Raw genomic sequence first — 26454 nt, forward strand, 5'->3', positions numbered from 1 at the left:
CAGGAGCCGCTTTAGCGGTACTTGGCATCGGCTGCCTTGGCAGCAGCGATGTCGGCTTCATAGCGGTCGCCCACGGCCAGCAACATGTCCTTGGTGAAGTACAGGTCGCCACGCTTTTCGCCGTGGTATTCGAAAATTTGTGTTTCCACAATTGAATCCACTGGGCAGCTTTCTTCGCAGAAACCGCAGAAGATGCACTTGGTCAGATCAATGTCGTAGCGTGTGGTGCGGCGCGAGCCATCATCACGCACGTCGGACTCGATCGTGATCGCCATGGCGGGGCACACGGCCTCACACAGCTTGCAGGCAATGCAGCGCTCTTCGCCGTTGTCATAACGGCGCAGGGCGTGCAGGCCACGAAAACGTGGCGACAAAGGTGTTTTTTCTTCAGGGAACTGAATCGTCACGCGGGGCGAAAACGCTTTGCGTCCGGTCAGGGCCATGCCCTTGAACAGTTCCACGAGCAAAAAGCTCTTGAAGAAATCCTTGATAGAGAAAGGTGTAGCAGCAACAGCAGCCATTGGTGTCCCCGCTTAATTCCAAATGTTCCAAGGCGAGTGCAACCAGGCACCCACGATGACCAGCCACACCAAGGTGACAGGGATAAAGATCTTCCAGCCCAGACGCATGATCTGGTCATAACGGAAGCGCGGGAAGGTGGCGCGAATCCACACAAAGCAGGTCACCACAAAAGCGGTCTTCAGTGCCAGCCAGATCCAGCCGGGGATGAAGCCCAGTGCATCGACAGGCGGTAACCAACCACCCAAGAACATGACCACCGCCAAGATGGACACCAGCCACATGCTGGCGTATTCGGCCAAGAAGAAGATCGCAAAGCCCATGCCCGAGTACTCGACCATGTGACCGGCCACGATTTCCGACTCACCTTCCACTACGTCAAATGGCGCACGGTTGGTTTCAGCCACACCGGAGATCAGGTAGACAAAGAAGATCGGCAGCAATGGCAGCCAGTTCCACGACAGGAAGCTGATGCCCATACCGGCGAACTGCCCCTGGCCTTGGCTCAGCACAATCTGCGTCAAATTCATGCTGCCAGTGACCATGATCACGACCAGGAAGCAAAAGCCCATGGCGATTTCATAGCTGATCATCTGTGCCGAAGCGCGCAGTGCACCCAAGAAGGCGTACTTGGAGTTCGATGCCCAGCCCGCGATGATCACGCCATACACCTCAATGGAAGTGATGGCCATCACCAGCAGCAAACCTGCATTCACATTGGCCATCGCGACCTCTGGTGCAAAAGGTATAGCTACCCACGCAGCAAGGGCGGGCATGATGGCCATAACTGGCCCCACATAGAACAAGCCCTTGGATGCCACCGTGGGCATGATCAGCTCTTTGGTCAGCAACTTCAGGCCATCGGCCATGGGCTGCAACAGGCCCCAGGGACCGACACGGTTAGGACCCGGGCGCACCTGAATCCAGCCCAAGAACTTGCGCTCCCACAAAGTTAGGTACGCCACGGCAATCATCAGTGGCAACACAATTGCCACGATACCGAGCAAGATCCAGATGACAGGCCAAGCCACATCCGACCACCAAGCAGCATTGACCAGGCCTGCGCCTGCCATGTTCAGTTCGTCGATCATGCGGCACCTCCCACTTGTGCCTGGCGCGCATCTGCCGTCAATTGCAGCGATGTCGCACGTCGGACAATGCTGTCCAGTTGATAGATGCTTGCCACAGCAGGTTCAGCCACAGCGCCACCTTGCACCTCTGCAGCGACCTGGGTCACGTTGCTCAGCGCTTGTGCTGGCACTTCACGGGTTTCAGCACCGACGGCGGTTGCCAGCACATCTTGCGAAGACTCGTAGTCAAAGCCTTGTACGCCCAGCAGGTTTGCCAGCACACGCAGCACCTTCCATGCAGGACGGGTTTCACCCAGAGGCTTGACCACCGCATGGAAACTTTGCACGCGGCCTTCGGCATTCACAAAGGTGCCAGAGGTCTCGGTGAAAGGAGCGATGGGCAGCAGCACATCGCTGATTTCCAGATTGCTCTTGAAGGGGCTCAAAGTCACCACCACCTCGGCTTTATTCAGACCTTGCAAAGCCTTTTGGCCTGCAGCGCTGTCAAAGGCGGGTTCGTTGTTCAGCAAAATAGCTGCCTTCAAACCACCATCCATCATTTGCGCAGCATTCAGACCATTGGTTTGAGGTTGCGCCTTGACCCACTGTGCACCCACCGTGTTGGCAGCTTCGGTCAGGTAACCTGCTGTCGCACCAGTTTGTGCCGCAATCCAGTTGGCCAATGCCAGCAACTCATCCGCTTGTGCATGGTGTGCTGCGGCATTGCCCAGCAATACTGCTTTGCGCTCACCTGCCAGCAGGGCTTGGGCAATGGCCTGCGCTTCTGCATTGGCTTGACCCGCCACAGGCGCTTGCACGCCCTTGGCTGCAGCTACGGCAGCCGCCACATCAGCCAATGCTTGCGCCCAGTCTTGTGCTGCGACCACCGAAGCAGCCACAGGCATGGCCCAGTCGTACACCTTGGCGTTCAGCGCAAACACTTGCGCGCCCTTCTTGGTTGCTTGGCGAATGCGCTGTGCAAACAAGGGGTGGTCTTTGCGCAAGTTGGAGCCAATCACCAGCACTGCTTGCAAATCAGACAGTGCAGCAATCGACGTACCCAGCCAGCGCACACCATCAGCGGTGCTGAATTGCGCATTGCGCAAGCGCCAGTCGATGTTGTCACTGCCCATGCCGCGCAGCAGTTGGCCACTCAGGAACAACTCTTCCAGCGTGCTGTGGGGGCTGACCAGGGCACCAATGCTTTGTGCACCGTGCTGATCCTTGATCTGCTTGAGACCATTGGCCACGTATTCCAACGCGGTTTGCCAGTCCACAGACTTCCATTCACCACCCTGCTTGATCATGGGCTGTGTCAGGCGCTCTTCGCTGTTCAGCGCTTCATAAGAGAAACGATCACGATCAGCAATCCAGCACTCGTTGACGGCTTCATTCTCAAAAGGCACCACACGCATCACCTTGTGGTTCTTCACCTGAACAATCAGGTTGGCACCGGTGGAGTCGTGAGGAGACACCGACTTGCGGCGCGACAACTCCCACGTACGGGCGCTGTAGCGGAAGGGCTTGCTGGTCAACGCACCCACAGGGCACAGATCGATCATGTTGCCCGACAGTTCGGAGTCCACGGTGTCACCCATCACCGTGGTGATCTCAGAGTGCTCACCGCGATTGACCATACCCAACTCCATGACGCCGGCCATTTCCTGGCCAAAGCGCACGCAGCGTGTGCAGTGGATGCAGCGGCTCATTTCCTCCATGGAAATCAGTGGGCCCACATCTTTGTGAGGCACCACGCGCTTTTCTTCGTCGTAGCGCGAACCCGTACCGCCATAACCCACGGCCAAGTCTTGCAACTGGCACTCACCACCTTGGTCGCAAATCGGGCAATCCAAGGGGTGGTTGATGAGCAAAAACTCCATCACCGACTGCTGGGCCTTGATCGCTTTTTCGCTTTTGGTGCGAACAATCATGCCTTGCGTCACAGGTGTGGCGCACGCGGGCAGTGGCTTGGGAGCCTTTTCCACTTCCACCAAGCACATGCGGCAATTGGCAGCAATGGAAAGTTTCTTGTGATAGCAAAAGTGCGGAATGTAGGTGCCGGCCTTCTCAGCAGCATGCATGACCATGCTGCCGGGAGCGACCTCCACTTTCTTGCCGTCTAATTCAATTTCAACCATATGTCTCTCGCCTCTCGCGATCAGGCAGCTGTGGAGCCCGACTTCGCAGCCGCGGCAATCTTGGCTTCAAATTCGTGGCGGAAATGCTTGATCATGGCGCGCACAGGCATTGCAGCCGCATCGCCCAGCGCACAAATCGTGCGCCCCATGATGTTGACGGACACAGAGTCCAGCAACTCGATGTCTTCAGGGCGGCCTTCGCCTTCCTGAATACGTTTGACCACGCGCCACAGCCAGCCCGTACCTTCACGGCAAGGAGTGCACTGACCACACGACTCGTGGGAATAGAAGTACGACAGGCGCAACAGGCTCTCCACCATGTCGCGCGAATCGTCCATAACGATCACGGCACCCGAACCCAGCATGGAGCCAGCCTTGGCGATGGAGTCATAGTCCATCGTGCATTCCATGATGGTGTCTGCAGGCAGCACTGGCGAAGACGAACCACCAGGAATCACCGCCTTGAGCTTGCGCCCCGTACGCACACCACCCGCCAGCTCCAGCAGCTTGCTGAAAGGCGTACCCATGGGTACTTCGTAGTTGCCCGGCAGATTCACATCACCGCTGACCGAGAAGATCTTGGTGCCACCGTTGTTGGGTTTACCGCACGCCAAATAGGCGGCACCACCGTTGCGGATGATCCAAGGCACTGCCGCAAAGGTTTCGGTGTTATTGATCGTCGTGGGCTTGCCGTACAGGCCAAAGCTGGCCGGAAATGGGGGCTTGAAGCGGGGCTGCCCCTTCTTGCCTTCCAACGACTCCAGCAACGCCGTTTCTTCACCACAGATGTAAGCACCAAAGCCATGGTGTGCATGCAGCTGAAAGCTGAATTCACTACCCAGGATGCGATCGCCCAAATAACCTGCAGCGCGCGCTTCTTCCAGCGCAGCTTCAAAACGCTCGTAGGCCTGGAAAATTTCGCCGTGGATGTAGTTGTAGCCCACATTGATGCCCATAGCGAAAGCGGCAATGACCATGCCTTCAATCACGATATGGGGGTTGTGCATGAGGATCTCACGATCCTTGCACGTACCAGGTTCGCCCTCATCCGAGTTGCACACCAAGTACTTCTGACCAGGAAACTGACGCGGCATGAAGCTCCACTTCAAGCCCGTGGGAAAGCCTGCGCCGCCGCGGCCACGCAGACCGGACTCCTTGAGCGTCGCAATGACTTCGTCCTGCGTCAGACCATTGCCACCGTCTTGACCCAGCAGCTTCTTCAGCGCTTGGTAACCGCCACGTGCCTCATACTCCTTGAGCGACCAATTTTGGCCGTTCAAGCCCGCATAGATCTGTGGATCAATGTGGCGATCGTGAAAGCAAGTTTCATTGCCCTTCGAGACAAACTTAGCCAAGACGTCATTGGCGGCAGGATTGTTCAAAATCGTGCTCATACCTTGCCCTCCGATGCGCGCAGGCCATCGACCAGCTCATCGAGCTTTTCGTTGCTCATGAAGCTGCACATGCAACGGTCATTCACCAGCATGACGGGAGAGTCTGCACATGCACCCAGGCACTCAGACTGCTGCAAGGTAAACATACCGTCAGGCGTTGTTTGCCCCATCTTGATGCCCAGCTTGGCCTCCAGGTGGTGCAGCGCCTTGTAACCGTCGCGCAGCTGGCAAGGCAAATTGGTACACACATTGAGCTTGTACTTGCCGACAGGCTGCTGGTTGTACATGTTGTAGAACGTTGTGACTTCGTGCACAGCGATCTGGGGCATGTCCAGCACTTCGGCGATCACCGCCTCGCTCTCGGGGCTGACCCAGCCCAGCTCTTGCTGCGCAATGGACAAACATGCCATCACTGCAGACTGCTTCTGGTCAGCCGGGTACTTCGCCACTTCGCGCGCGAAACGCGCTTTGGTCGCTTCAGTAATCATCGGTCAATCTCTCCGAACACGATATCCATGGTGCCGATAATCGCCACCACGTCAGACAGCATGTGGCCACTGACCACCTCGTCCATCATCGCCAAGTGGGCGAAGCCCGGTGCGCGAATCTTCAAGCGATAGGGCTTGTTAGCACCATCACTCACCATATAAATACCAAACTCACCCTTGGGGTGCTCTACCGCCGCATAGGTTTCGCCTTCAGGCACCTTGAAGCCCTCGGTGAACAGCTTGAAGTGGTGAATCAGCGACTCCATGTTGGACTTCATGTCTTCACGGGCCGGTGGTGCAATCTTGTGGTTTTCCGTGATGACAGGGCCAGGGTTGGCGCGCAGCCACTTGATGCACTGCTTGATCAGCTCGTTGGACTGGCGCATTTCTGCGACGCGCACCAAGTAACGGTCATAGCAGTCACCGGTCTTGCCCACCGGAATATCAAAGTCCAGCTCGCTATAGATTTCATAGGGCTGCTTCTTACGCAAATCCCAAGCGATACCCGAGCCGCGCAACATCGGGCCGGTAAAGCCCATGTTCAATGCACGCTCCGGTGTCACCACACCGATCCCCACCATACGCTGCTTCCAGATACGGTTATCGGTCAGCAACGCTTCATACTCGTCCACACACGCAGGGAAGCGGTTGGTGAAGTCTTCAATGAAGTCCAGCAGCGAACCTTGACGGTTCGCATTGAGTTTTTCAATGCCCTTGGCGTTGCGCACCTTGTTCGCTTTGAACTGGGGCATGCTGTCAGGCAGGTCACGGTACACACCACCGGGACGGAAATAGGCTGCGTGCATGCGCGCGCCGGAGACGGCTTCGTACATGTCAAACAGATCTTCACGTTCACGGAAGGTCCACATCAGCACCGTCGATGCACCGCAGTCCATGCCGTTCGAGCCCAGCCACATCAGGTGATTGAGCAAGCGGGTGATTTCGCTGAACATCACGCGGATGTACTGCGCACGCTTGGGCACTTCAATGCCCAGCAGTTTTTCGATGGCCAAGCAGTAAGCGTGCTCGTTGCACATCATCGACACATAGTCCAGACGGTCCATATAGGGCAGCGACTGGATATAGGTCTTGTGCTCAGCGAGTTTTTCTGTGGCGCGGTGCAGCAGACCAACGTGCGGATCCGCGCGTTGCACCACTTCACCGTCCAGCTCCAGCACCAGACGCAACACACCGTGCGCTGCCGGGTGCTGGGGACCGAAGTTGATGGAATAGTTTTTGATTTCAGCCATGTTCTTCAACCGATCGACGCCTTGCGGCGATCAGTGCAGCCCTCCGTAGTTCTCTTCACGGATGATGCGCGGCGTGATTTCACGCGGCTCGATCGTGACGGGTTGGTAGACCACGCGGCGCTGCTCCGTGTCATACGTCATTTCCACATGACCAGACAGAGGGAAGTCCTTGCGGAATGGGTGGCCGATAAAACCATAGTCGGTCAAGATGCGGCGCAAATCGGTGTGGCCTTCGAAAATGATGCCAAACAGATCGAACGCTTCGCGCTCGAACCAGTTTGCGCTGCTCCACAGCTCGCACATGGAAGCAACGACCGGAAAATCATCATCGGCACACGATGCACGCACGCGAACGCGCTGGTTCAGACTCACCGACAGCAGCTGCGACACCACCACAAAGCGTGCGCCATCGCGCCCCACTTCTTGGTAGGCCGAATAATCCACACCACACAGGTCAATCAACTGCTCGAACTGGCAACCTGGGGTATCGCGCAGCTTGCGCATGACCTCCAGGTAATGGCTGGCAGGCACTTCGACAGTGACTTCACCGAGCTTAACGGTCACGCTGCGCGCTTGGTCACCCAATGCAGCAGCCACCAGATCCCGAAGTGCTTCGGGCTGAATTGCAAAAGCGGACATCCTCTCGGCTCCTTAAACGCGGGCGATGGTGTTCGTGCGGCGGATTTTTTGCTGCAGCTGGATGATGCCGTAGATCAGCGCTTCAGCTGTGGGCGGGCAGCCCGGCACATACACATCCACTGGAACAATGCGGTCGCAACCGCGCACCACCGAGTAGCTGTAGTGGTAGTAACCACCACCATTGGCACAAGAACCCATGGACAGCACCCAGCGGGGCTCTGACATCTGGTCATACACCTTGCGCAGCGCAGGTGCCATCTTGTTGCACAAAGTACCAGCCACAATCATCAGGTCCGACTGACGGGGCGAGGGACGAAACACTTCTGCACCAAAACGCGCCAAGTCATAGCGCGCAGCCGCAGCATGCATCATCTCCACCGCACAGCAAGCCAGACCGAATGTCATCGGCCAAATAGAACCGGTCTTGGCCCAGTTCACCACGGCGTCATAGCTCGTGGTGACGAAGCCTTCCTTCATCACGCCTTCAATCATCGTGTGTCCTTTTTTGAGGAGTGCGTGTACTTATTCCCAATCCAGGGCGCCCTTTTTCCACTCGTAGGCAAAGCCCACGACAAGAACGGCCAGGAAGATGAGAACAGCGACGAAACCGGTCATGCCAACGTCTTGCAGCGAAACAGCCCAAGGCAGCAGGAATGCGATTTCCAAATCAAACAGGATGAACAGAATGGCGATCAGATAGAAGCGCACATCGAATTTCATGCGCGCGTCTTCAAAGGCTTCAAAGCCGCATTCGTAAGGAGAATTTTTGGCGTCATCTGGGCGATTGGGGCCCAGTACATAGCCAAGAACGAGGGGAACGACTCCCACGGCGATGCCTACCAAAATGAAAAGCAGGACCGGGAGATATTGCTCGAGGTTCATGTGAGGTCGCGTTTTCCGCTTGTTGACCTTGCCCTCGACCACTGCCTGATCATGGGCAGGCTGTATTTATGATGGTGCCGTCGGCGAGACTCGAACTCGCACAGCTTTCGCCACTACCCCCTCAAGATAGCGTGTCTACCAATTCCACCACGACGGCATTTTTTAAGTCTCAAATCACTCAGATCGTATGAGGAGCCCCCTCTAACTGGGCTATCGCTTTCTGAGCAACTTGTGGATTCTAACCTGAGAAATGCTGCGCCACAGCATTTCTCTGAGGGTTTGGCTCAATTATTTGGCAGGGATCTGGTCCACGCCTTGCGCTGGTGCAGCAGGGGCTACAGGCACGGTGCTGTCCACGGCAGGAGCCGCTGGTGCCGCGACTGCTGGAACTGGTGCACTCTCCAAAACGCTGCCAGTGCTGGCAGGGCGCGAGTTGCCCAGATATGCCAGCGCCAAAGTCGCCACAAAGAACACCGTCGCCAATGTGCCGGTGCTGCGCGACAGGAAGTTGGCGCTGCCACTGGCGCCAAACAGGCTACCCGACGTGCCGCTACCGAATGCAGCACCCATGTCTGCACCCTTGCCGTGCTGAATCAAAATCAAACCAATCATGGCCAAGGCCGACAACATCTGTACAGCCAAAATCAATGTCGCAAACGCGCTCATTCCTACTCCTCAGTTAAACGCAATCAGCCGCCAATCAATTGGCTGCCGTAATGATCTGCAAAAAGTCGGCCGCCTTGAGGGACGCTCCGCCCACCAAACCGCCATCAATATCCGCTTGCGCCAGCAACTCTGCAGCATTCGCCGCATTCATGCTGCCGCCATACAGCAACGGGATGCGCGCTGCATGCTCCGTGGCTGCAGCCAGCTGCGCACGCAGCACAGCGTGCACCGCTTGCGCCTGCTCAGGGGTTGCAGTCTTACCGGTGCCAATGGCCCAGACAGGCTCATAAGCCACCACCAGCTCACTCACGCACTGACCCACCTGCTGAATCACTGCAGCCAGTTGGCGCTTGACAACCTGCTCCGTCTGACCGGCTTCGCGCTCCGCCAGGGTCTCCCCCACGCAGACGATGGGTGTCACACCCACAGCCAGCGCGGCTTGCGCCTTGGCGGCGACAACGCCATCGGTTTCCGCATGATACTGGCGGCGCTCCGAGTGACCGACCAGTGCGTAGCGCGCGCCGAAGTCCTGCAGCATGGCTGCCGAGATTTCGCCGGTGTACGCACCTTTGGCGTGTTGCGACACATCCTGCGCCGCCACATCGATTCCCGCGCCCTGCACCAGCGCCTGCACCTGCGCCAGATACACCGCAGGCACCGCCACGCCCACACCGCAGTTCAACGGAGCCGGCAGGCCTTGCACCAAGCCAGACACCAGGTCGGCATTGGCTTGCAAGCCGCCATTCATCTTCCAGTTGCCAACAATCAGTTTCTTCTTCATGGGGTCACAACATCATCCAGATGGTATTGATCGCAATCATCGAAAACGCGCACCCTAGGTACACGAAAAGGATTTAAGCCAAAAAAGGCTTAAATCCTTATGCAGCAAGCGCTATTAGCTCACTTTTTATCCCTCATGCAGCCAGCAGCTTGCACCGCCGACCCCATGCGAGATATTTCAAGCCCCAGGCTTATTGCTGCTGTTGCTGCTGCTGATCCGCATCAGTTGCGCCGTTGGATTCGGCACGTGGCTGACGGGGTTCGCGCGGCTGGCGGGGTTCGCGGTACTGACGTTCGGCAGGCGCAGGACGCTCGCTGCGCTCAGGCATGCCAGCGGGACGCTCCAGCAAAGCCTTCATCGACAGCTTCACGCGGCCCTTGTCGTCAGTTTCCAGAACCTTGACCTTGACCACTTGACCTTCTTGCAGATAGTCGGTGACCTTTTCCACGCGCTCATGGGCGATCTGGCTGATGTGCAGCAGACCATCCTTGCCAGGCAACAGGTTCACCAGCGCACCGAATTCCAGGATCTTGACGATCGGACCTTCGTAGATCTTGCCGATTTCAACTTCGGCAGTGATCTGCTCGATACGCAGCTTGGCGGCTTCAGCCTTTTCGCTGTCGGTAGCGGCGATGGTGATGGTGCCATCTTCCTCGATGTTGATCTGGGTGCCGGTCTCTTCGGTCAGCGCACGGATGGTGGCACCGCCCTTACCGATCACGTCACGGATCTTCTCGGGGTTGATCTTCATGGTGAACAGCTTGGGCGCGAACGAAGACACTTCGGTCTTGGCTTCGCCCATGGCTTCTTGCATCTTGCCCAGGATGTGCATGCGCGCTTCCTTGGCTTGTGCCAGGGCCACTTGCATGATTTCCTTGGTAATACCTTGGATCTTGATGTCCATCTGCAGGGCGGTAATACCGTTGGTCGTACCCGCCACCTTGAAGTCCATGTCACCAAGGTGATCTTCGTCACCCAGGATGTCGGTCAGCACGGCGAAACGGTTGTCATCCTTGATCAGACCCATGGCGATACCGGCCACGTGCGCCTTCATGGGCACGCCAGCGTCCATCATGGACAGGCAGCCACCGCACACCGATGCCATCGACGACGAGCCGTTGGATTCAGTGATTTCCGACACCACGCGGATGGTGTAGGGGAATTCTTCCTTGGAAGGCAAGCAAGCTGCCAGAGCGCGCTTGGCCAGACGGCCGTGGCCGATTTCGCGGCGCTTGGTCGAACCCATGCGACCCACTTCGCCGGTGGCAAAGGGAGGCATGTTGTAGTGGAACAGGAAGGTGTCTTCGAACTCACCAGCCAGCGCATCGATACGCTGTGCATCGCGCTCGGTACCCAGGGTAGAGATCACCAGAGCCTGGGTCTCACCACGGGTAAACAGGGCCGAGCCGTGGGTACGGGGCAGCACAGACGAACGGATTTCGATGGGGCGCACAGTGCGTGTGTCGCGACCGTCGATACGGGGCTCACCCGCCAGGATCTGCGAGCGCACGATGGCAGCTTCGATATCGAACAGCATGCCTTCGACCTTCACGCCGTCGAATGCCACGCCTTGCTCAGTCAATGCAGCCTTCACATCAGCGTAGGCCAGACGGCAAGCGTGCGTACGCACTTGCTTGTTGCGTTCTTGGTAAGCAGCGCGCAGCTTGGCTTCACCCAGCTCAGTCACCTTGGCGATCAGGGCTTCGTCCTTGGCAGGCGCAGCCCAGTCCCAAGCGGGCTTGCCGCCTTCACGCACCAGATCGTGGATCGCGTCGATAGCGACCTTGCCTTGCTCGTGACCAAAGACCACAGCACCCAGCATCACTTCTTCAGGCAGCTGCAGGGCTTCGGATTCCACCATCAGCACAGCGGCTTCGGTGCCGGCAACGACCAGATCCATCTGCGAATCCTTGCGCTGTGTCTGACCGGGGTTCAGCACGTATTCGCCGTTGATGTAACCCACGCGGGCTGCACCGATGGGGCCATTGAAAGGCAGGCCCGACACTGCCAACGCAGCGGAGACAGCGATCATGGCGGCGATGTCGGCGTCCACTTCAGGGTTCAACGAGATGGTGTGGATGACCACGTGCACATCGTTATAGAAACCTTCAGGGAACAGAGGACGGATAGGACGGTCGATCAGACGCGATGTCAGCGTCTCCAGCTCCGAAGGCTTGGCTTCGCGCTTGAAGAAGCTGCCAGGGATCTTGCCCGCAGCGTAGGTCTTCTCGATGTAGTCAACGGTCAGAGGGAAAAAGTCTTGACCGGCCTTGGCGATCTTGGAGCCGACCACAGTGGCCAGCACCACGGTGTCATCCATATTCACCAGCACAGCGCCGGAGGCTTGGCGGGCGATTTCACCGGTTTCCATCGTGACCGTGTGCTGGCCCCATTGGAAAGTCTTTGTTACTTTATTAAACATAGTCATGTGTGTACTCCTTTTGGAATAGCTGGCTACGCTGAGCCAGCAACGTTTTGGAGATTAAACAGAACACGATGCCATTCCAGAAGCGCGCTAGCAGCTATAAAAACAATAGCCAACACGATATTGGAATGACACAGCTTCGCTCTGTTTTAAAAACTCCAAAGTAAAAAACGCCTGAGCTAGTGAACTAACTCAGGCGTTTCGATCTTGCACCGTGCTTACTTACGCAGGCCCAGCTTAGCGATCAGAGCTGTGTAGCGATCAGCGTCCTTGCCCTTCAGGTAGTCCAACAGCTTACGACGACGGCTCACCATGCGCAGCAGACCGCGACGACCGTGGTGGTCCTTAGCGTTAGCCTTGAAGTGGGGAGTCAGTTCGTTGATGCGAGCTGTCAGCAGTGCAACTTGCACTTCTGGGCTACCGGTGTCATTTTCGGAACGGGCGTTAGCTTTTACAACTTCAGCTTTTTTGGAAGCAGCGATCATTTTGTTTTCCTTGTCTGCGGCAGCCATCTGGACCAGCCAGCGCTACCTCGGTTACTTGCGCCGTGGGCTGGAAAGGCCGGCGGCGTGCGTCTTGCACCATGCAAAACCTCGCGATTATAGCAAGAGCGGCCACACCCAGTCATTGATCACGGACAACGCGCCGGAAGGCGCAGCCGGGTGCCCCGTCCATTCACCAGCACCACCCAACCACTCGTCAAGCCGTTTGCACCGCCCATCGAAGCAATGCACCGCTTAGAAAGGCCAAACGTAATATGACCGCATGTCTACTCAGCGCCGCTCTACCCCGCATTCCATCCAGGGATTTACCGTCATAGAACTGATGGTCACCGTTGCCGTCTTGGCTGTCTTGGCAAGCCTCGCTGCCCCCAGTTTTACAACGTTGATAGAGCGCTGGCAGATTCAGCAAGCCTCTCAAGAGCTGCAATCCACACTGCAGTTTGCACGCTCCGAAGCGATCAAACTTGGCGGCGGCGTCGCCATCACCCCCAGTACAGGCCTGACTGATTGCACGGCCTCAGATAACGATCCCAGTTTATGGAACTGCGGCTGGAGCGTGTTTGTCGATGCCAATAACAACAGCTCGCAAGACAACAACGAGGCGTCGCTTCAACTGATTGCGCCGATGAATGCCCAGATTCAGCTGACGGATAACGACAACAACGCCCTCAGCAGCCCTATTGCTGTTGACCGCTGGGGCCAGCTGACCCACAGCAACACCAACCAATTTGCTTTCCGACTGGCACCTCCGGGCGATGCCTCCGCCGAAGCCAATGCACTCACTCTGTGCATCAGCAGTACCGGTCACATGAAAAAACTGAGCTCAGCAACCGCTAGTTGCACCTAACTTTTCCAGGCACGTACACCACCACAGCGACAGCCAACGATTTTTTCAAAGGCGCTCTTGTGCATACCTACCTCCACTCTGTATTGCCAGCGAATATCAGCAAACCCTATACCGACAAGGCGCTGATTAGTGGATTCACATCCATTGAACTGATGGTGACAGTGGCCGTGCTGGCCATCTTGGCTGCGCTTGCTGCCCCAAGCTTCGGCAGCCTGACGGAGAAGTGGCGAATCATGCAAACCGTAGAGGCCATGAAGTCCAGCCTGATGTTTGCCCGCTCGGAGGCCATCAAACGTGGTGGAAATGTTTATCTGGAAAAGCTCCCCAAAACCACGCCCGGCTGCATCACCGATGGAACGAACCAAGACTGGGATTGCGGCTGGGTGGTCTTTGTGGATGCCAATGGCAACAAACGCTGGAACGCCGGCGAAGAAATCCAGCGCTACACAACACCCACCAACATCTTGGTCACACGCACCCGCTCAGGCGTCACCATCCGCGTAGATCAATGGGGAATGATGGACGGCGCCAACCTGATTGGCTTCACCGTATCCCCTCAGCCCACAGGCATCACCTCACCCGCCACCAAAGGCATCTGCATGTCTGCTGGTGGACGCATCCGAATCATTGCTCAAGAAGAAGTGCCATGCACCAGTTAAGTCACAAGCAACAGCGCCAGCGGCAACGAGGCATTACGCTGCTGGAATCCCTCATTGCCATCGTCGTTGCGGCCTTAGGAATTCTTGGCATCTTAGGGGTGCAGATGCGCACCTTGACAGACACCCAGACCAGCATGCGTCGTGCACAAGCCATTCGACTCATTGAGGACTTGAGCGAGCGAATGAAGGTCAACCCCAACTCGCTGAATGCCATCAATACCTATGTTCAAAATTGGACGGTTACGCCTCCAACCGCCGCTGCAACAACGCTTTGCGAAGCAGGAAACGCCTGTACGCAAGGGCAGCTGGCCGACTATGACATCAGGGAATGGAAACGTCAGGTGGAACGCACGCTCCCCCTTGGCAACGCCAGCACCTTTCTCGCGCTTGCGGATGGAGATGCCACCAGTATTGCCAATCGCCGGCAACTGGGCGTAATGATTCGCTGGCGAGAAAACGAACGCACCGACTTTGCCAACGCCGATGAGCGGCAAGCGTACATGGATGCGATCAATGCAGGAGCCAGCCTCAATGACGATGGCACTGTCAGCGCAAGCGACCCCACCCAATGCACCGCAGGCTTCACCTGCCATTTGCAATACATCCCCGTCAGCGCACGTTGTGCACCAGATTTTCGTGCGGGCAACAGTGCCCCACTGTTTTTCTGCCCCGGTACCTGAAAGTCAACCGGCCATGCCCCACACCCCCGCCCCCCTCATGAAGCAACACGGCGTGACTCTGATCGAGATGCTGGTTGGCATCATCATTGGCCTGCTTACCGTTGCCGTTGCCATGACTGCACTCATGGTGTCCAGAAGCGTTACCGGAACCGTTTCCGACAACAGCCAGCTGCAGCAACAGGCGTCCTATGCCTTTCGCGTGATCGGACAACAGCTGCGCCAAGCTGGCTCACTGCGACTGAATTTGGCTATCCAAAAGTCAGACAGCGAAGCAGTTGATATTGCAGACCCCGTCGCATTCGAAACGCAGACCGCCTTTTTCAACCCAGAGACTGACACCCTTAGCGGTATCGATGCACCAGCCGATGGTGAATTCAAACTCTCCTTGGGCTACAGCAACTATAAAGAGCCGGTCTACACCTCTGCAGCCAATGCATCCTTATTGCGCGACTGCTTAGGACAAAACCCCAACGACAGCATCATCCAAAGTCGATTTGAACTGAACACCACAACCAATGAGTTGCGCTGCGCCGGTGCCGGAGGAGCACCTCAACCGATTATTCAAAATGTCGCTGGTTTTGAAGTTCGCTATTTGCAGCAAGCTTCGGCCGCCACAGGTACACCACAGATCAGCTATGTGGATGCCGCAACCATTGGCACCAATTGGCCGCAAGTGGTCGGCGTAGAGGTCTGCCTCGTGCTTTATGGCAATGAGGTCATCGACCTACCTGCAGGCACTTCTTATACCGACTGCGACGGTACTACCCAGGTTGACTTGACCACATTGGCAGCGCCACGCACTCGAAGGGCCCACATGGTATTCCGCAATGTCTACCAAGTGCGTAGTCAAGGCTTGACTTCAGTCAGTTAATAACTATGAAAAATACAAAAAAACCATTAACTCACTCCAAAAAACAAAAAGGTATTTCACTTTTCGTAGTGATTATTTTTGTCATGCTTTCCATGCTTTTGGCCCTCTGGGCCTCAAGAGCATCATTATTCAATGAATTAATTATCAGCAATGACGCTGATTATCAACGTGCTTTTGAAGCAGCACAGGCAATTTTGCAAGATGCAGAGCTTGATATTCGCGGAGAAAACTCCAACGGAAGTTTTTGCAGCCCTAGCAGCACTGATGAAAATATTTGCAGAAGAACAACCCCTGAAAAATTCCCTCTAGAGACGCAAGAACTTGGAACACTGCTTGCCCATTTATCCGATGTCAGCAATGCACCGCGCTGCAAAAATGGCATTTGCACCAAACGTGCTGATATCGGGTCTTTAAAAGATAACCAAGATTTTTGGAACAACACAGATGCCACCAAGGGCATCACACTGGCCCAAATGACAGGCGTGGTCACAGGCACAGCAACGCCTGTTGGCGCGCGTTACGGCCAATTCACAGGCGCAGGGCTTGGTGACGATAACAATCCTGCAAGCCCTATTCTGCGAGATCGATCTGCCGCAAACAGAGGGGCATGGTATTGGGTAGAAGTTTTACCCTACGATGAAAGCAATAAAAATTCTGAAATTTTTGTTGCGAGCGGCTCAACTGGGGCTGTAGCCTCAAAAAATATACTCTCTTTGAATTTAACACCAAATATTGTTTACCGTATCACAGCACTGGCTTATGGCAGAAAACCAAATACCATGGTTGTTTTGCAGCAAACCTACGCTCGTCAAAAGTTAAAAGATTAATCAGAATTAAAGGTGGAGATTATGCATATTAATTTTCCAAAAAAATTTAATAAAAATATTATTGCAATTGCTGCAAGTGCAGCCTTTGCACCACACATGGCACTGGCTATTGATTTGGTTCAAGCGCCACCTGGAACGGTACAGCCGTATGTCAGGCCGAACGTCATCATTTCTCTGGATGATTCTGGCAGTATGAATTTTCGATTAGACAAAGAAAATGTTGAAGGAGATAAAACCACGACTCCAAATAATGACGGTTCGTGGCCTGCATCACGTAAGCGCATCAGTGTTTTGAAATATGCACTGCGCTCCATTTTTGACCCCAGTGACCCCAATTACGATACTGCATTACTTCCCAATGGAAAAATTCGTTTAGCTTGGCTAAGCATGAATGGGAATAATTCAACACCGACTAACTTCAACGCATCTGGAAAAAATTCGATGCGTATTTTAGATGCTACGCATCGTACTAATTTTCTAAGCTTCATCACCAGCTTAGGCGCCAACAGTGGAACACCATCCCACCAGATTTTCGCTCGTGCTGATGCTTACATGCGAGGTAGTTTGAGCAAAGATGGTCCGTGGGCATCCGAACCTGGAACGCAAGGTGCACCTTATTTAGGTTGCCGACGCAATTACCACATCATGATGACTGATGGTCGCTGGAATGGCTCTCTTTACACCATGGATGACACCACCAGAAGAGATAACGCTACCAACATCTCTTTACCAGATGGAACCGTATACGGTGGAACAACTTCAACAGCTATTAGCAAAACCAATCTTTACAGAGACACACAAACAGGCACTCTCGCCGATTGGGCATTTTACAGTTGGGCCAAGCCACTGCAGACCGCTGTCGATGCCAATGGCGTAAATGGTCTCAAAGGGTCTATACAGCCAGAATCACAATATGACCAGGCCCCACAAACCGAAAACTTTGGCAAAGACTCAACTGGTAAAGATGCAATCTTAGAAAGATATTGGAATCCTCGGTACAATCCAGCCACATGGCCACACATGGTAACTTATACCATTGGTTTCAGTAATATGGCTGTAACTTGGCCCGGTGCTTCAAGCATTTTAGCCCCAACTTTTAAAATTCCATTTGGCTATGACAATTCTTTCTTGGATTTTGTCACTGGAACAAAAAATTGGCCGGCCATGGACAGTGAGAATAAACGATCGCTGGATCTTTGGCATGCGGCATTAAATGGCCGCGGCCGATTTTATGCGGTAGAAAAAGGGGAGGACCTAGAAACAGCATTTCGTGAAATTTTAGGTCAAATCAATAGCCAGACCGACCCCGACATGACATCGACCGCAACCAGCGGCTCGAACAATACCCGTTATGACGTCGGTAAGTACACGGGCAATTATGAACCCAAGAATGGCTGGAAAGGGTTCATTACTGCAGAGACTGTGAAAACAGATGGCACCATAGTTCCGACCATTGGTTGGGCCAGTAAAAATTCAGCCGAAAAGCTAGATGCTGTCAACATTACTAACAGACTCATTTTGAGCTGGAGTGATAAATGGACAAATACTAAGTACAAAGGTGGTGTTGTTTTCAAATGGGTCAGCGATGAAACCAACCTGAGTACACCGCAAAAATTATGGCTGCAAAAAAAATCTGATGGCAGCGGCACTGACGAAGGTGCGACAAAGGGAGAGCAGCGCCTTAATTTCTTACGTGGGGTACGCACTCTGGAGGGTTCTGAAACTACAGGCTACACGACGGCCAAGCCGTTTCGGGAACGCCATAGTATCCAGGGCGATATTATTAACTCCATTATTTGGTATACCGGCATTCCGTCCAGTAATTATGCACTGAGAGGCTATTCAGACTTCACACTGGCCAAATCCACGCGCTCACCCATTATTTACGCCGGTGGCAATGATGGTATGTTGCATGGTTTTTCTGCCGAGAACGGTGATGAAAAAATAGCTTACGTTCCTCAAGGCGTGATTCCAAGCCTGACACGCCTCACCGACCCCACTTACAACCAAAAGCACCGAAGCTTTGTCGACGGATCACCCATGACAGGTGATGTGTACTTGGGCCCTGATATTGCGACCGACACTGCACCGGATACAAAGTGGCGTACTTTGCTGGTCGGCGCTTTAGGCGCCGGCGGAAAGGGCTATTTTGTCTTGGACGTGACCAACCCGGCAGACTTCACGGCCAGCAATGCATCAAGTTTGGTCAAACTCGACCGCACGCGCAGCACGGATTCGTCCATGGGTGCAACTACACCCAACTGCGCACTGAGCAGCATGAGCACACAAGAGAAAGCCGCTTGTGCCATTGCAGTGGAAGAAGACAAAGATATTGGCAACATCACAGCCACCCCTGTGCTGCATGAAAACAACCCCATGCGCACCACCCAGATCACACGCATGAATAACAACCGCTGGGCTGCAGTGCTTGGAAATGGCTACAACAGCAGCAATCAGCGCCCCGTACTCTTGGTCCAGTATCTGGATGGCGACATGGAACTCAAGCGCATTCCAGCGACCACCGATGTGGCAGGCACCGGCCAAGCCAATGACAACGGTCTTCAGTCACCGAGACTCCTTGACCTCAACGGCGACGGCACGCCAGACATCGTGTACGCCGGAGACAATCGCGGCAATCTCTGGAAGTTCGACGTGACCAGTGAGAACGCCGCAGACTGGGGTGTGGCCTTCAATGGAGCGCCGTTGTTCACCGCCACAGGGCCTGCCTCACTGAACAGTGCCCGCACGCTGGTACAAGCCATCACTGCGCCACCCACGGTGCGTGCCAACGACCGCAAAATGCAAATCGGCGCTGGCAACACGGCGAAAACCATTGCGGTGGGCGGCATGATGGTGGCTTTCGGTACCGGGCGCAACGCTAGCAAAGCTGACGAAAGCAGCCGCAGTGTGCAAACCATTTACTCCGTGCTGGATAACACGCGGTATCACCTGGTCAGCACCAGTGTCGGCACGCGTGTGCGCGTGAACCCTGGCGACACCTCATGCACCACACCCGACGGAAGCTGCATCCCTGCGCCAAAAGCATTGGGAACTGGAGTAGCAGATGCCGCGCTTGCGCAGCAATCCATTACAGAGCTGCAAAGCGGTAAATTCGGCACGATCGATGCTTCGACAGAGGCCAACCAACTCAACACCAGCACTTGGAAAAATTACAACGGCTGGTACTTGGATTTGCCCGCTGTGGGCGAACGCCTGCTCAAGCCCATGGAGTTCTACGACAGCAGCAATATATTGGCTGTTTACTCGCAAGTCCCGGCCAAAGGCTCTGATGTGGACCCCAATGTGGAGAGCTGTGAATCCAGTTCTGTCGACGAGGAACGCCAGTACCGGACTTTTATCAACATCATGGATGGTCAAAGCCCATCCGTTCAGATCGTAGACATGAATGGAGATGGCCTGTACAACGCGCTAGATCTGAATGTGTCACGCGCCCAAGTGTCCAAAGGCTCGCACACCTTGATTACTCGCAACAACAAGATTGCGGACATCGATACAAAGAATAAAGATGAGTTGCTGGCGCGCATGCCTGAACAATCTCTGCGCCCCAATTGGCGTCAACTGCGCTAAACAAGCAGGTAGCTCACAAGGAAGCATATGCAAAAACACAAGCACCGCGGTTTTACGCTGATTGAACTCATGATTGTTGTCGCTATCGTCGGCATTCTGGCGTCGATTGCCTACCCCAGCTACACCGAGTATGTACGACGCGGCCACCGCGCTGACGCGCGTGCTGGTTTGCTGCAGGCACAGCTCTGGCTAGAGCGCGCTGCCACCGCCAGCGGGGTCTATCCCACAGCGTTGCCAGCCAATCTGACCTGGGCTGCAGACACGACAAAGCGCTACACGATTGGATTTGCAGCAGGTAACGACAACGCCAGCTACACACTGACTGCGGCCCCCAAAACGCCTGGCCCGCAAGCGGGTGACAAATGCGGCACCTATACCCTCAGCCATAACGGCCTGCGGGGCGCCAACGGCATCACACAAGGCGCCGCTGGATACGACACTGGCTGCTGGGGCAAATAGCCTGCGTGCTTCAGCCATGCGTGCATTACCATGGCAGGCAAGATGACCCACTTTGCCTCTCCCATGCAACAAGCGCTTGACCTGGCCCGTCAGGCGCTTTTTCTATCGAATCCCAATCCCCGTGTTGGCTGTGTACTGGTGTCCGCGCAAGGCGACGTCATTGGCCAAGGCTTTACCCAGCAGGCCGGTGGCCCCCATGCCGAGGTCATGGCGCTGTGCGATGCTGCGGCGCAGGGGTACGACACACGCGGTGCGACAGCCTATGTGACGCTGGAGCCGTGCTCGCACACCGGGCGTACCGGCCCTTGCTGCAACGCGTTGATTGAGGCCGGCATTGCCAAAGTGGTGGGCGCCATCACCGACCCCAACCCGCAAGTGGCTGGCCAGGGCTTTGCCAAACTGCAGGCAGCTGGCGCGACCGTGGAAGTCGATGACGCTGCCGGCCAGGCATCGCGTGCACTCAATATGGGTTTTTTCAGCCGTATGGTGCGTGGTACACCCTGGGTCCGCATGAAAGCGGCAACCTCGCTGGATGGTCTGACCGCCCTGCACAACGGCCAAAGCCAATGGATCACCGGGCCCGAGGCACGTGCCGATGGCCATGCTTGGCGTGCACAGGCCTGCGCCATCCTGACGGGCATTGGTACGGTGCTGGAAGATAACCCGCGCCTGAATGTGCGCGAGGTGGCCACGCCACGCCAGCCCAAGATTGTGGTGGTGGACAGCCATCTGGACATGCCCCTGGATGCTCATGTTTTAAAAGCACCCAGCGGTTGCAGCATCTACACATCCAGCACAAACTACTCCAAAACCGAGGCTTTGCAAGCGCTAGGCGCTACTGTTATTGCCATGCCCAATGCCCATGGCAAGGTGGATTTGGCCGCCATGCTGCGTGATCTGGGAGCCCGTGGCACCAATGAGCTGCATGTCGAAGCAGGCTTCAAACTCAATGGCTCCTTCCTGCGCGAAGGCTTGGTCGACGAATTGCTGCTGTACCTGGCGCCCAAGCTGCTGGGGACCGGCGGCATGGGCATGGCCAACTTCGGGCCTCTGGATGCACTGACCCAAGCCATGCCCCTACAGTGGCACGACGTCCAGCGTGTGGGCGCAGATCTGCGCGTCATCGCTCGCCTGGTCGGGCGCGATCAGTTTTAGCCGCACACAGCGCCTCAAAACCTCTCGCGTCTGACACCTGCGCCCGCACCGCCTCGCTATACCTCTGTCATGTCCTTCACGCCTCTAGCCCAGCTGCTGTCCGCCTGCCGCCGCCCCCTGCGGTGGGCTGGGCTGTGCGCGCTGGCGCTTGGCTTGTCCGCATGCGGCAGTCTGCCGCCCATGCCGCCACGCACGGCCAGCACGGCGCTTGCAGCGCCGCAGAACACCCCGCTGTGGCGCATGGTGCAGGCACAGCGGCAGGCCGACGGCACCAGCTATGGCTCGGGCTTTACTTTGCTCGGCGGTGCCGATGCGGCTTTCTCCAGCCGCCTTGCGCTGGTGCAAGCCGCCACCGCCACACTGGATCTGCAGTACTACGCCATCCATGCAGAGCCCAGTACCGCCCGCCTGCTGCAAGCCGTGGTGCAAGCTGCACAGCGCGGCGTGCGCGTGCGCGTGTTGCTGGACGATTTCCACGGTGCGGGCAAAAACGCCCAGGTCATGCGCCTGGCATTTGTGCCCGGCATAGAAATGCGCATGTTCAACCCGCTAACCGGGCCACGTGGTTCGACCGCCCTGCGCGCGCTGTCTACCTTGGCCGACTTTCAGCGCACCCAGCAGCGCATGCACAACAAGCTGTTTATTGCCGACAACAGCATTGGCATCACCGGTGGGCGCAATCTGGGTGATGCCTACTTTGACGCACTGGACAGCGACAACTTCATCGATCTGGATGTGATGGCTGCGGGTCAGGCCGTGCGCCAGCTCTCCGCCAGTTTTGACCGCTACTGGAACGACAGCCGCGCCTACCCGGTCAGTGCCTTGATCTCCGAGCAGGCCTTGCTACAGCTGCGCACCGAAACACCGCAAACCCAGACCGAAACTGCACGCGTTGAAGCGGCCATCCAGGACAGCAAAACGGCCAATCTGCCCCCCATGGATTTACAGACCGTCGACTGGGTCTGGGCACCCTCACTGGTGCTGGCCGATGCCCCTGGCAAAATTCTGGCGCCGCCCGAAGATGTACCGACCGACGTTGACCCGGCTGCCCCCGAAAGCGCTGCCGCCCCAGCCGCGGCAGACACGGCGGAGCCCGCCAGCCTGCTGGCAATGCCGCCAGAAGGCAGCCTTGCCACGCGTGCGCGCAAACCTTCACCCAACCGCCAGGCTTTGCAGGATGTGCTCACGCCCGTGGTGGAGCAAGAAAACGTGGTCAGCGGCTTGCTGGCCCTGATTGACCAGGCCAGCACCGATGTGCTGATCGTCTCGCCCTACTTTGTGCCCGGTGACGATATGAAGCGCGCATTTGCCCGCGCCCGTGCGCGCGGTATTCGCCTGCGCATTCTGACCAACTCGCTGGCCTCCAACGATGCGCCGCTGGCCCACGCAGGCTATGCACGCCACCGCAAGGAGCTGCTGGCCCAAGGCATTGAGCTGTATGAGCTGCGCAGCCTGCAAGGCGGCAAGCCTGGCACCGGCACCCTGCGCAGCACCGCCGGCAAGATCACTGGCTCGCAAGGCGGTTCACGTGCCATGCTGCACTCCAAAATGCTGGTGCTGGACCACAAGCTGACCGTGGTGGGTTCCATGAATCTGGATTTGCGCTCCCAGCTGCAAAACACCGAGATTGCGCTGCTGATTGCCTCCCGCCAGTTGGCACAAGAGGCCACCGAAAACATCGAAGCCAGCTTGCGCGAAGCGGCCTGGCTGGTGCAGGACACACCCCAGGGCCTGGTCTGGCGCGCCCCTGCTGACAGCGACTGGGGCGACCAACACAGCGAGCCCGATGCCAGCGTGCCGCTGCGCATGATGATTCACATCATTGGCCCCCTCGCCCCTGATCATTTGCTGTAAGCCCACGCGGTGGTCTTTCGCAGCCACCGCGCCAGCGGGCAAGTCACCAGCGCCCCATCACTGGGCTGCGCCACCCTGCTCCGCATCAATCGCCTGTTGCACCTCACGGTAGAAGGCTTCGCGCGCGGCGCTGGCCTGCGGGTCACGCGCCCCACCGGCCCAATTGCCGTTAGACACAATCACCAGCTGGCGTTTCGGTTCAATAAAGATGCCCTGTCCAAAAATTCCGCGTGCCGTGTAGCTGCCATCGTCATAGGTCCACCACTGGTAGCCGTAGCCACGGCCAGGCAGACCGATCTCGGTGCGCTTGCTGGTCGCTTCCGCCCACCAGCCATCAGGCACGATGCTCTGCCCGTTGACCTGGGCTCCGTTCAGGATGAACAGCCCCATGCGCGCGTAATCGCGCGCTGCGGCCTGCACACAGCAGCCCGCAATCTCCTTGCCGGTCTTGCTCAACAGCCAAGTGGCCTGCTGCTCCATGCCGGCTGGGCCCCACACTTTCTCGGCCAAGTAAGTGGCCAGCGGTTTTTGCGTGGCTTGCTGCACCAGCGTGCCCACCAGATTGGTCTCGCCGGTGCTGTAGAGCCAACGCGTGCCGGGCGGCGCTGCGCGCGGCAGCTGGCGCATATAGCTGACCAGGGCTTCCACACCGTCTTCGGGTTTATGGTTGTTGAACTTGGCGACGTCTGAGTTGGGGTCGGCATAGTCTTCATTCCACTGCACGCCAGAGGTCATGGTCAGCAACTGGCGCACACTCACATCGTCATAGGCCGAGCCCTTGAGTTCGGGAATGTAGACGCTGACCTTGTCATCCAGGCTGTGGATGAAGCCATCCTTGACTGCCGCCCCCACCAGGGTGGAGGTGAAGGACTTGGCCACGGAAAAACTGGTCCAGCGCCCCGTGCCATCAAACCCCAAGCCATAGCGCTCCAGCCGCAGCTTGCCATTGTGCACTACCAGCAGCGCCGCATTGCGCTGGGCAGCCATATAGGCATCGACATCGCTCTTGAGTGACAGCGGTGCCCCTGTTGGCAGCGCAGACGGCGTGCCGCTGGCGGGCACCACATGCGCCTTGGCCAACAGGGGGATGTGGTCCATCGCCCGGAAAGCCGCATCGCGCTGCGGCACCGTCCAAAACAGAATGTCGCGGTTGGTGGGCACCGTCGCCAGCAACCCCCGCGTCTCTTTGTCCAGACTGAACCAGCCGCCCACGGCAGCGGCCCCCACCACCAGCAAGGTGCCCAGCACCAGTTTCTTCACAGCCAAATTGCTCTCCTTGTTATGGAAAAAATCGGCCGCGCAGGGCATGGCAGAACATGGCTAGGACGGTGCGCATGCGCTCTGTAAGCACCGCCTCCAAGGATGGGGCAGCGCGCATTCAGCACCTGCGGCCTGCGGGCAGTGTTCTTTCTACACGCAATCTGGCGTGCGCAATCTGGTGATTTTTGCGGAGACGCCGCGAACAGTCGCGCATGCGGCAGCGCAGTGAAGGTGCTGCACCAACGACTCTGAACAGCCGTTGCCAGGGGTGATAGCCGTAGGCAAGCTGGTAAGCGCAGCCCACACTGCCTGCATGGCCCGCAGCAACGGCGGGGGGCACTCCGCACGCAGGTCTGCTCTCATTGCAAGAGCATCCAGCGCTGGTTCAGGCTTCAGTTCAGTATAGAAATACCTTCAGGCAGACGCGATTCATACGTAGCCAGCTCATTTTTTTGCAAGGTAAAAGCACGGTCATGGCGTGCGCACTCGCGCTCCAGCCATTCGGCCACCAGGCTTTGCTGGGTCAGCACGCGCACGCTCTGGAAGGCCTCTTCCGCCTCGGGGTAGCGGCGGCGCATCAGGTTCAGCCACTGCTTGAGGCGGCCAGCACGCTGATTGGGCGTCAAATCGCGGCACACCAGCAGCCAAAAACGCTGCAGGTGCGGCAGCATGTCAGCCCAGCCTACCACGGGTGGCAAGTCGGCCGCCACGGCATCGGGATCAGCGTCTGCCGCGCCCTGCGCCACGGCCTGGCGCAGCGCCAGCGCCAGGCCCGGATCGGCCACGCTGCCGCGGCCCAGCATCAGATCGCCGCAGCCTGACTGCGCACGGCAGCGCAGCGCGTCCTGCACCGTCCAGATCTCGCCATTGGCCACCACAGGCACGTTCACCACGGCCTGAATCTCCGGAATCAGCTCCCAGTAAGCGGGTGGACGATAGCCCTCAACCTTGGTGCGCGCATGCACCACCAGCTCGCAGGCGCCGTTTTCCACCATGGCCTGCGCGCATTCGCGCATCAGCGTTTTGTCGTTAAAGCCCATGCGCATCTTGGCCGACACCGGCAGGTGCGCAGGCACGGCCTGGCGCACCGCCGCCACCAGCCGGGCGATCGATTCCGGGTCTTGCAGCATGGAAGCGCCGCCGCCATGGCGGTTGACCGTCTTGGCCGGGCAGCCAAAGTTCAGATCAATGCCCTCGGGCTTGAGCCGCGCCAGGTTGGCGGCGTTCTCGGCCATCCAACCCGGGTCTGAACCCAGCAGCTGCGCACGCACGGGCACGCCCGCCAAGGTCTGGCTGCCGTTGAGCAGCTCTGGCATGTACTGGATGAAGACGCGGTCCGGCAAGATGGAGCCGCTGACACGGATGAACTCCGAGACGCAGCGATCCACGCCCCCCACACGGGTGAGCACGTCGCGCAAGACAAAATCGAGCAAACCCTCCATCGGGGCCAACAACAGTCGCATGGAATTTTCACCACCCGCACAGGGGCTGATATTCAA

Annotated in this window: 24 protein-coding genes and 1 tRNA gene; 9 read left to right on the forward strand and 16 right to left on the reverse strand. The window is 57.1% G+C overall.

Going from position 1 to position 26454, the window contains the following annotated elements; all coding sequences use genetic code 11:
* Nucleotides 1-11: 11 nt before the first annotated feature.
* The 14 genes from nuoI to rpsO all read right to left on the reverse strand — a co-directional run bounded on the left by nuoI (nucleotide 12) and on the right by rpsO (nucleotide 12737).
* Complete coding sequence (gene nuoI / locus AC27VO_RS07855) at nucleotides 12-521, reverse strand: NADH-quinone oxidoreductase subunit NuoI (protein WP_488666151.1); 510 nt, start codon at nucleotides 519-521, stop codon at nucleotides 12-14.
* A gap of 12 nt (nucleotides 522-533) precedes the next feature.
* Nucleotides 534-1610 (reverse strand): NADH-quinone oxidoreductase subunit NuoH, encoded by a 1077-nt coding sequence (gene nuoH / locus AC27VO_RS07860; protein ID WP_488666152.1) that lies wholly within the window; start codon nucleotides 1608-1610, stop codon nucleotides 534-536.
* Nucleotides 1607-3727 carry an NADH-quinone oxidoreductase subunit NuoG gene (nuoG, locus tag AC27VO_RS07865; protein ID WP_488666153.1) on the reverse strand — a complete coding sequence of 707 codons (2121 nt, stop codon included), beginning with the start codon at nucleotides 3725-3727 and terminating at the stop codon, nucleotides 1607-1609. Before nuoG ends, nuoH begins: the two co-directional genes overlap by 4 nt.
* 20 nt (nucleotides 3728-3747) lie before the next feature.
* Nucleotides 3748-5121, reverse strand: a complete 1374-nt coding sequence (gene nuoF, locus AC27VO_RS07870) for an NADH-quinone oxidoreductase subunit NuoF (RefSeq protein WP_488666154.1) — start codon at nucleotides 5119-5121, stop codon at nucleotides 3748-3750.
* Nucleotides 5118-5609 (reverse strand): NADH-quinone oxidoreductase subunit NuoE, encoded by a 492-nt coding sequence (nuoE, locus tag AC27VO_RS07875; protein WP_488666155.1) that lies wholly within the window; start codon nucleotides 5607-5609, stop codon nucleotides 5118-5120. Before nuoE ends, nuoF begins: the two co-directional genes overlap by 4 nt.
* Nucleotides 5606-6859 (reverse strand): NADH-quinone oxidoreductase subunit D, encoded by a 1254-nt coding sequence (locus tag AC27VO_RS07880; protein ID WP_488666156.1) that lies wholly within the window; start codon nucleotides 6857-6859, stop codon nucleotides 5606-5608. Before AC27VO_RS07880 ends, nuoE begins: the two co-directional genes overlap by 4 nt.
* 30 nt (nucleotides 6860-6889) lie before the next feature.
* Nucleotides 6890-7498 carry an NADH-quinone oxidoreductase subunit C gene (locus tag AC27VO_RS07885; protein ID WP_488666157.1) on the reverse strand — a complete coding sequence of 203 codons (609 nt, stop codon included), beginning with the start codon at nucleotides 7496-7498 and terminating at the stop codon, nucleotides 6890-6892.
* A gap of 12 nt (nucleotides 7499-7510) precedes the next feature.
* Nucleotides 7511-7990 (reverse strand): NuoB/complex I 20 kDa subunit family protein, encoded by a 480-nt coding sequence (locus AC27VO_RS07890; RefSeq protein WP_042418791.1) that lies wholly within the window; start codon nucleotides 7988-7990, stop codon nucleotides 7511-7513.
* A 30-nt stretch (nucleotides 7991-8020) separates the two neighbouring features.
* Nucleotides 8021-8380, reverse strand: coding sequence for an NADH-quinone oxidoreductase subunit A (locus tag AC27VO_RS07895; protein ID WP_488666158.1), 360 nt, complete (start codon nucleotides 8378-8380; stop codon nucleotides 8021-8023).
* A gap of 72 nt (nucleotides 8381-8452) precedes the next feature.
* Nucleotides 8453-8537 (reverse strand) — tRNA-Leu (locus tag AC27VO_RS07900).
* Nucleotides 8538-8668: 131 nt separating this feature from the next.
* Complete coding sequence (gene secG / locus AC27VO_RS07905) at nucleotides 8669-9046, reverse strand: preprotein translocase subunit SecG (protein ID WP_488666159.1); 378 nt, start codon at nucleotides 9044-9046, stop codon at nucleotides 8669-8671.
* Nucleotides 9047-9080: 34 nt separating this feature from the next.
* On the reverse strand, nucleotides 9081-9827 hold the full coding sequence (gene tpiA / locus AC27VO_RS07910) for a triose-phosphate isomerase (RefSeq protein ID WP_488666160.1): 747 nt from the start codon (nucleotides 9825-9827) through the stop codon (nucleotides 9081-9083).
* 190 nt (nucleotides 9828-10017) lie between these two features.
* Nucleotides 10018-12255 (reverse strand): polyribonucleotide nucleotidyltransferase, encoded by a 2238-nt coding sequence (gene pnp, locus AC27VO_RS07915; RefSeq protein WP_488666161.1) that lies wholly within the window; start codon nucleotides 12253-12255, stop codon nucleotides 10018-10020.
* 215 nt (nucleotides 12256-12470) lie between these two features.
* On the reverse strand, nucleotides 12471-12737 hold the full coding sequence (gene rpsO / locus AC27VO_RS07920) for a 30S ribosomal protein S15 (RefSeq protein ID WP_488666162.1): 267 nt from the start codon (nucleotides 12735-12737) through the stop codon (nucleotides 12471-12473).
* A gap of 280 nt (nucleotides 12738-13017) precedes the next feature.
* Between rpsO and AC27VO_RS07925 the strand changes: the two genes are divergently transcribed.
* The 9 genes from AC27VO_RS07925 (at nucleotide 13018) to AC27VO_RS07965 (ending at nucleotide 23695) form a co-directional block, all read left to right on the forward strand.
* On the forward strand, nucleotides 13018-13602 hold the full coding sequence (locus AC27VO_RS07925) for a GspH/FimT family pseudopilin (RefSeq protein ID WP_488666163.1): 585 nt from the start codon (nucleotides 13018-13020) through the stop codon (nucleotides 13600-13602).
* A gap of 95 nt (nucleotides 13603-13697) precedes the next feature.
* Entirely contained in the window at nucleotides 13698-14261 is a 564-nt protein-coding gene (locus AC27VO_RS07930) for a GspH/FimT family pseudopilin (RefSeq protein ID WP_488666421.1), read from the forward strand.
* Nucleotides 14249-14941 carry a type IV pilus modification protein PilV gene (pilV, locus tag AC27VO_RS07935; RefSeq protein ID WP_488666164.1) on the forward strand — a complete coding sequence of 231 codons (693 nt, stop codon included), beginning with the start codon at nucleotides 14249-14251 and terminating at the stop codon, nucleotides 14939-14941. Before AC27VO_RS07930 ends, pilV begins: the two co-directional genes overlap by 13 nt.
* A gap of 37 nt (nucleotides 14942-14978) precedes the next feature.
* Nucleotides 14979-15812 carry a PilW family protein gene (locus AC27VO_RS07940; RefSeq protein ID WP_488666165.1) on the forward strand — a complete coding sequence of 278 codons (834 nt, stop codon included), beginning with the start codon at nucleotides 14979-14981 and terminating at the stop codon, nucleotides 15810-15812.
* Between the two features lie 5 nt (nucleotides 15813-15817).
* Nucleotides 15818-16639, forward strand: coding sequence for a pilus assembly PilX family protein (locus AC27VO_RS07945; protein WP_488666166.1), 822 nt, complete (start codon nucleotides 15818-15820; stop codon nucleotides 16637-16639).
* Nucleotides 16640-16660: 21 nt separating this feature from the next.
* Nucleotides 16661-20227 (forward strand): pilus assembly protein, encoded by a 3567-nt coding sequence (locus AC27VO_RS07950; protein ID WP_488666167.1) that lies wholly within the window; start codon nucleotides 16661-16663, stop codon nucleotides 20225-20227.
* Between the two features lie 27 nt (nucleotides 20228-20254).
* A complete protein-coding gene (locus AC27VO_RS07955) occupies nucleotides 20255-20686 on the forward strand; it encodes a type IV pilin protein (RefSeq protein WP_488666168.1) in 432 nt (143 codons plus the stop codon).
* Nucleotides 20687-20749: 63 nt separating this feature from the next.
* The gene (gene ribD, locus AC27VO_RS07960) at nucleotides 20750-21841 is read left to right on the forward strand and encodes a bifunctional diaminohydroxyphosphoribosylaminopyrimidine deaminase/5-amino-6-(5-phosphoribosylamino)uracil reductase RibD (RefSeq protein ID WP_488666169.1); all 1092 of its coding nucleotides are present in this window, start codon (nucleotides 20750-20752) and stop codon (nucleotides 21839-21841) included.
* A gap of 69 nt (nucleotides 21842-21910) precedes the next feature.
* Complete coding sequence (locus AC27VO_RS07965; RefSeq protein ID WP_488666170.1) at nucleotides 21911-23695, forward strand: phospholipase D family protein; 1785 nt, start codon at nucleotides 21911-21913, stop codon at nucleotides 23693-23695.
* Nucleotides 23696-23752: 57 nt separating this feature from the next.
* Here AC27VO_RS07965 and AC27VO_RS07970 read toward each other — a convergent pair whose 3' ends face one another.
* Nucleotides 23753-24955 (reverse strand): serine hydrolase domain-containing protein, encoded by a 1203-nt coding sequence (locus tag AC27VO_RS07970; protein ID WP_488666422.1) that lies wholly within the window; start codon nucleotides 24953-24955, stop codon nucleotides 23753-23755.
* Between the two features lie 392 nt (nucleotides 24956-25347).
* Nucleotides 25348-26418, reverse strand: coding sequence for a tRNA-dihydrouridine synthase (locus AC27VO_RS07975; protein WP_488666171.1), 1071 nt, complete (start codon nucleotides 26416-26418; stop codon nucleotides 25348-25350).
* Nucleotides 26419-26454: the final 36 nt, after the last annotated feature.

The sequence above is a fragment of the Comamonas sp. 14P8.1.4 genome (genome assembly GCF_057799285.1).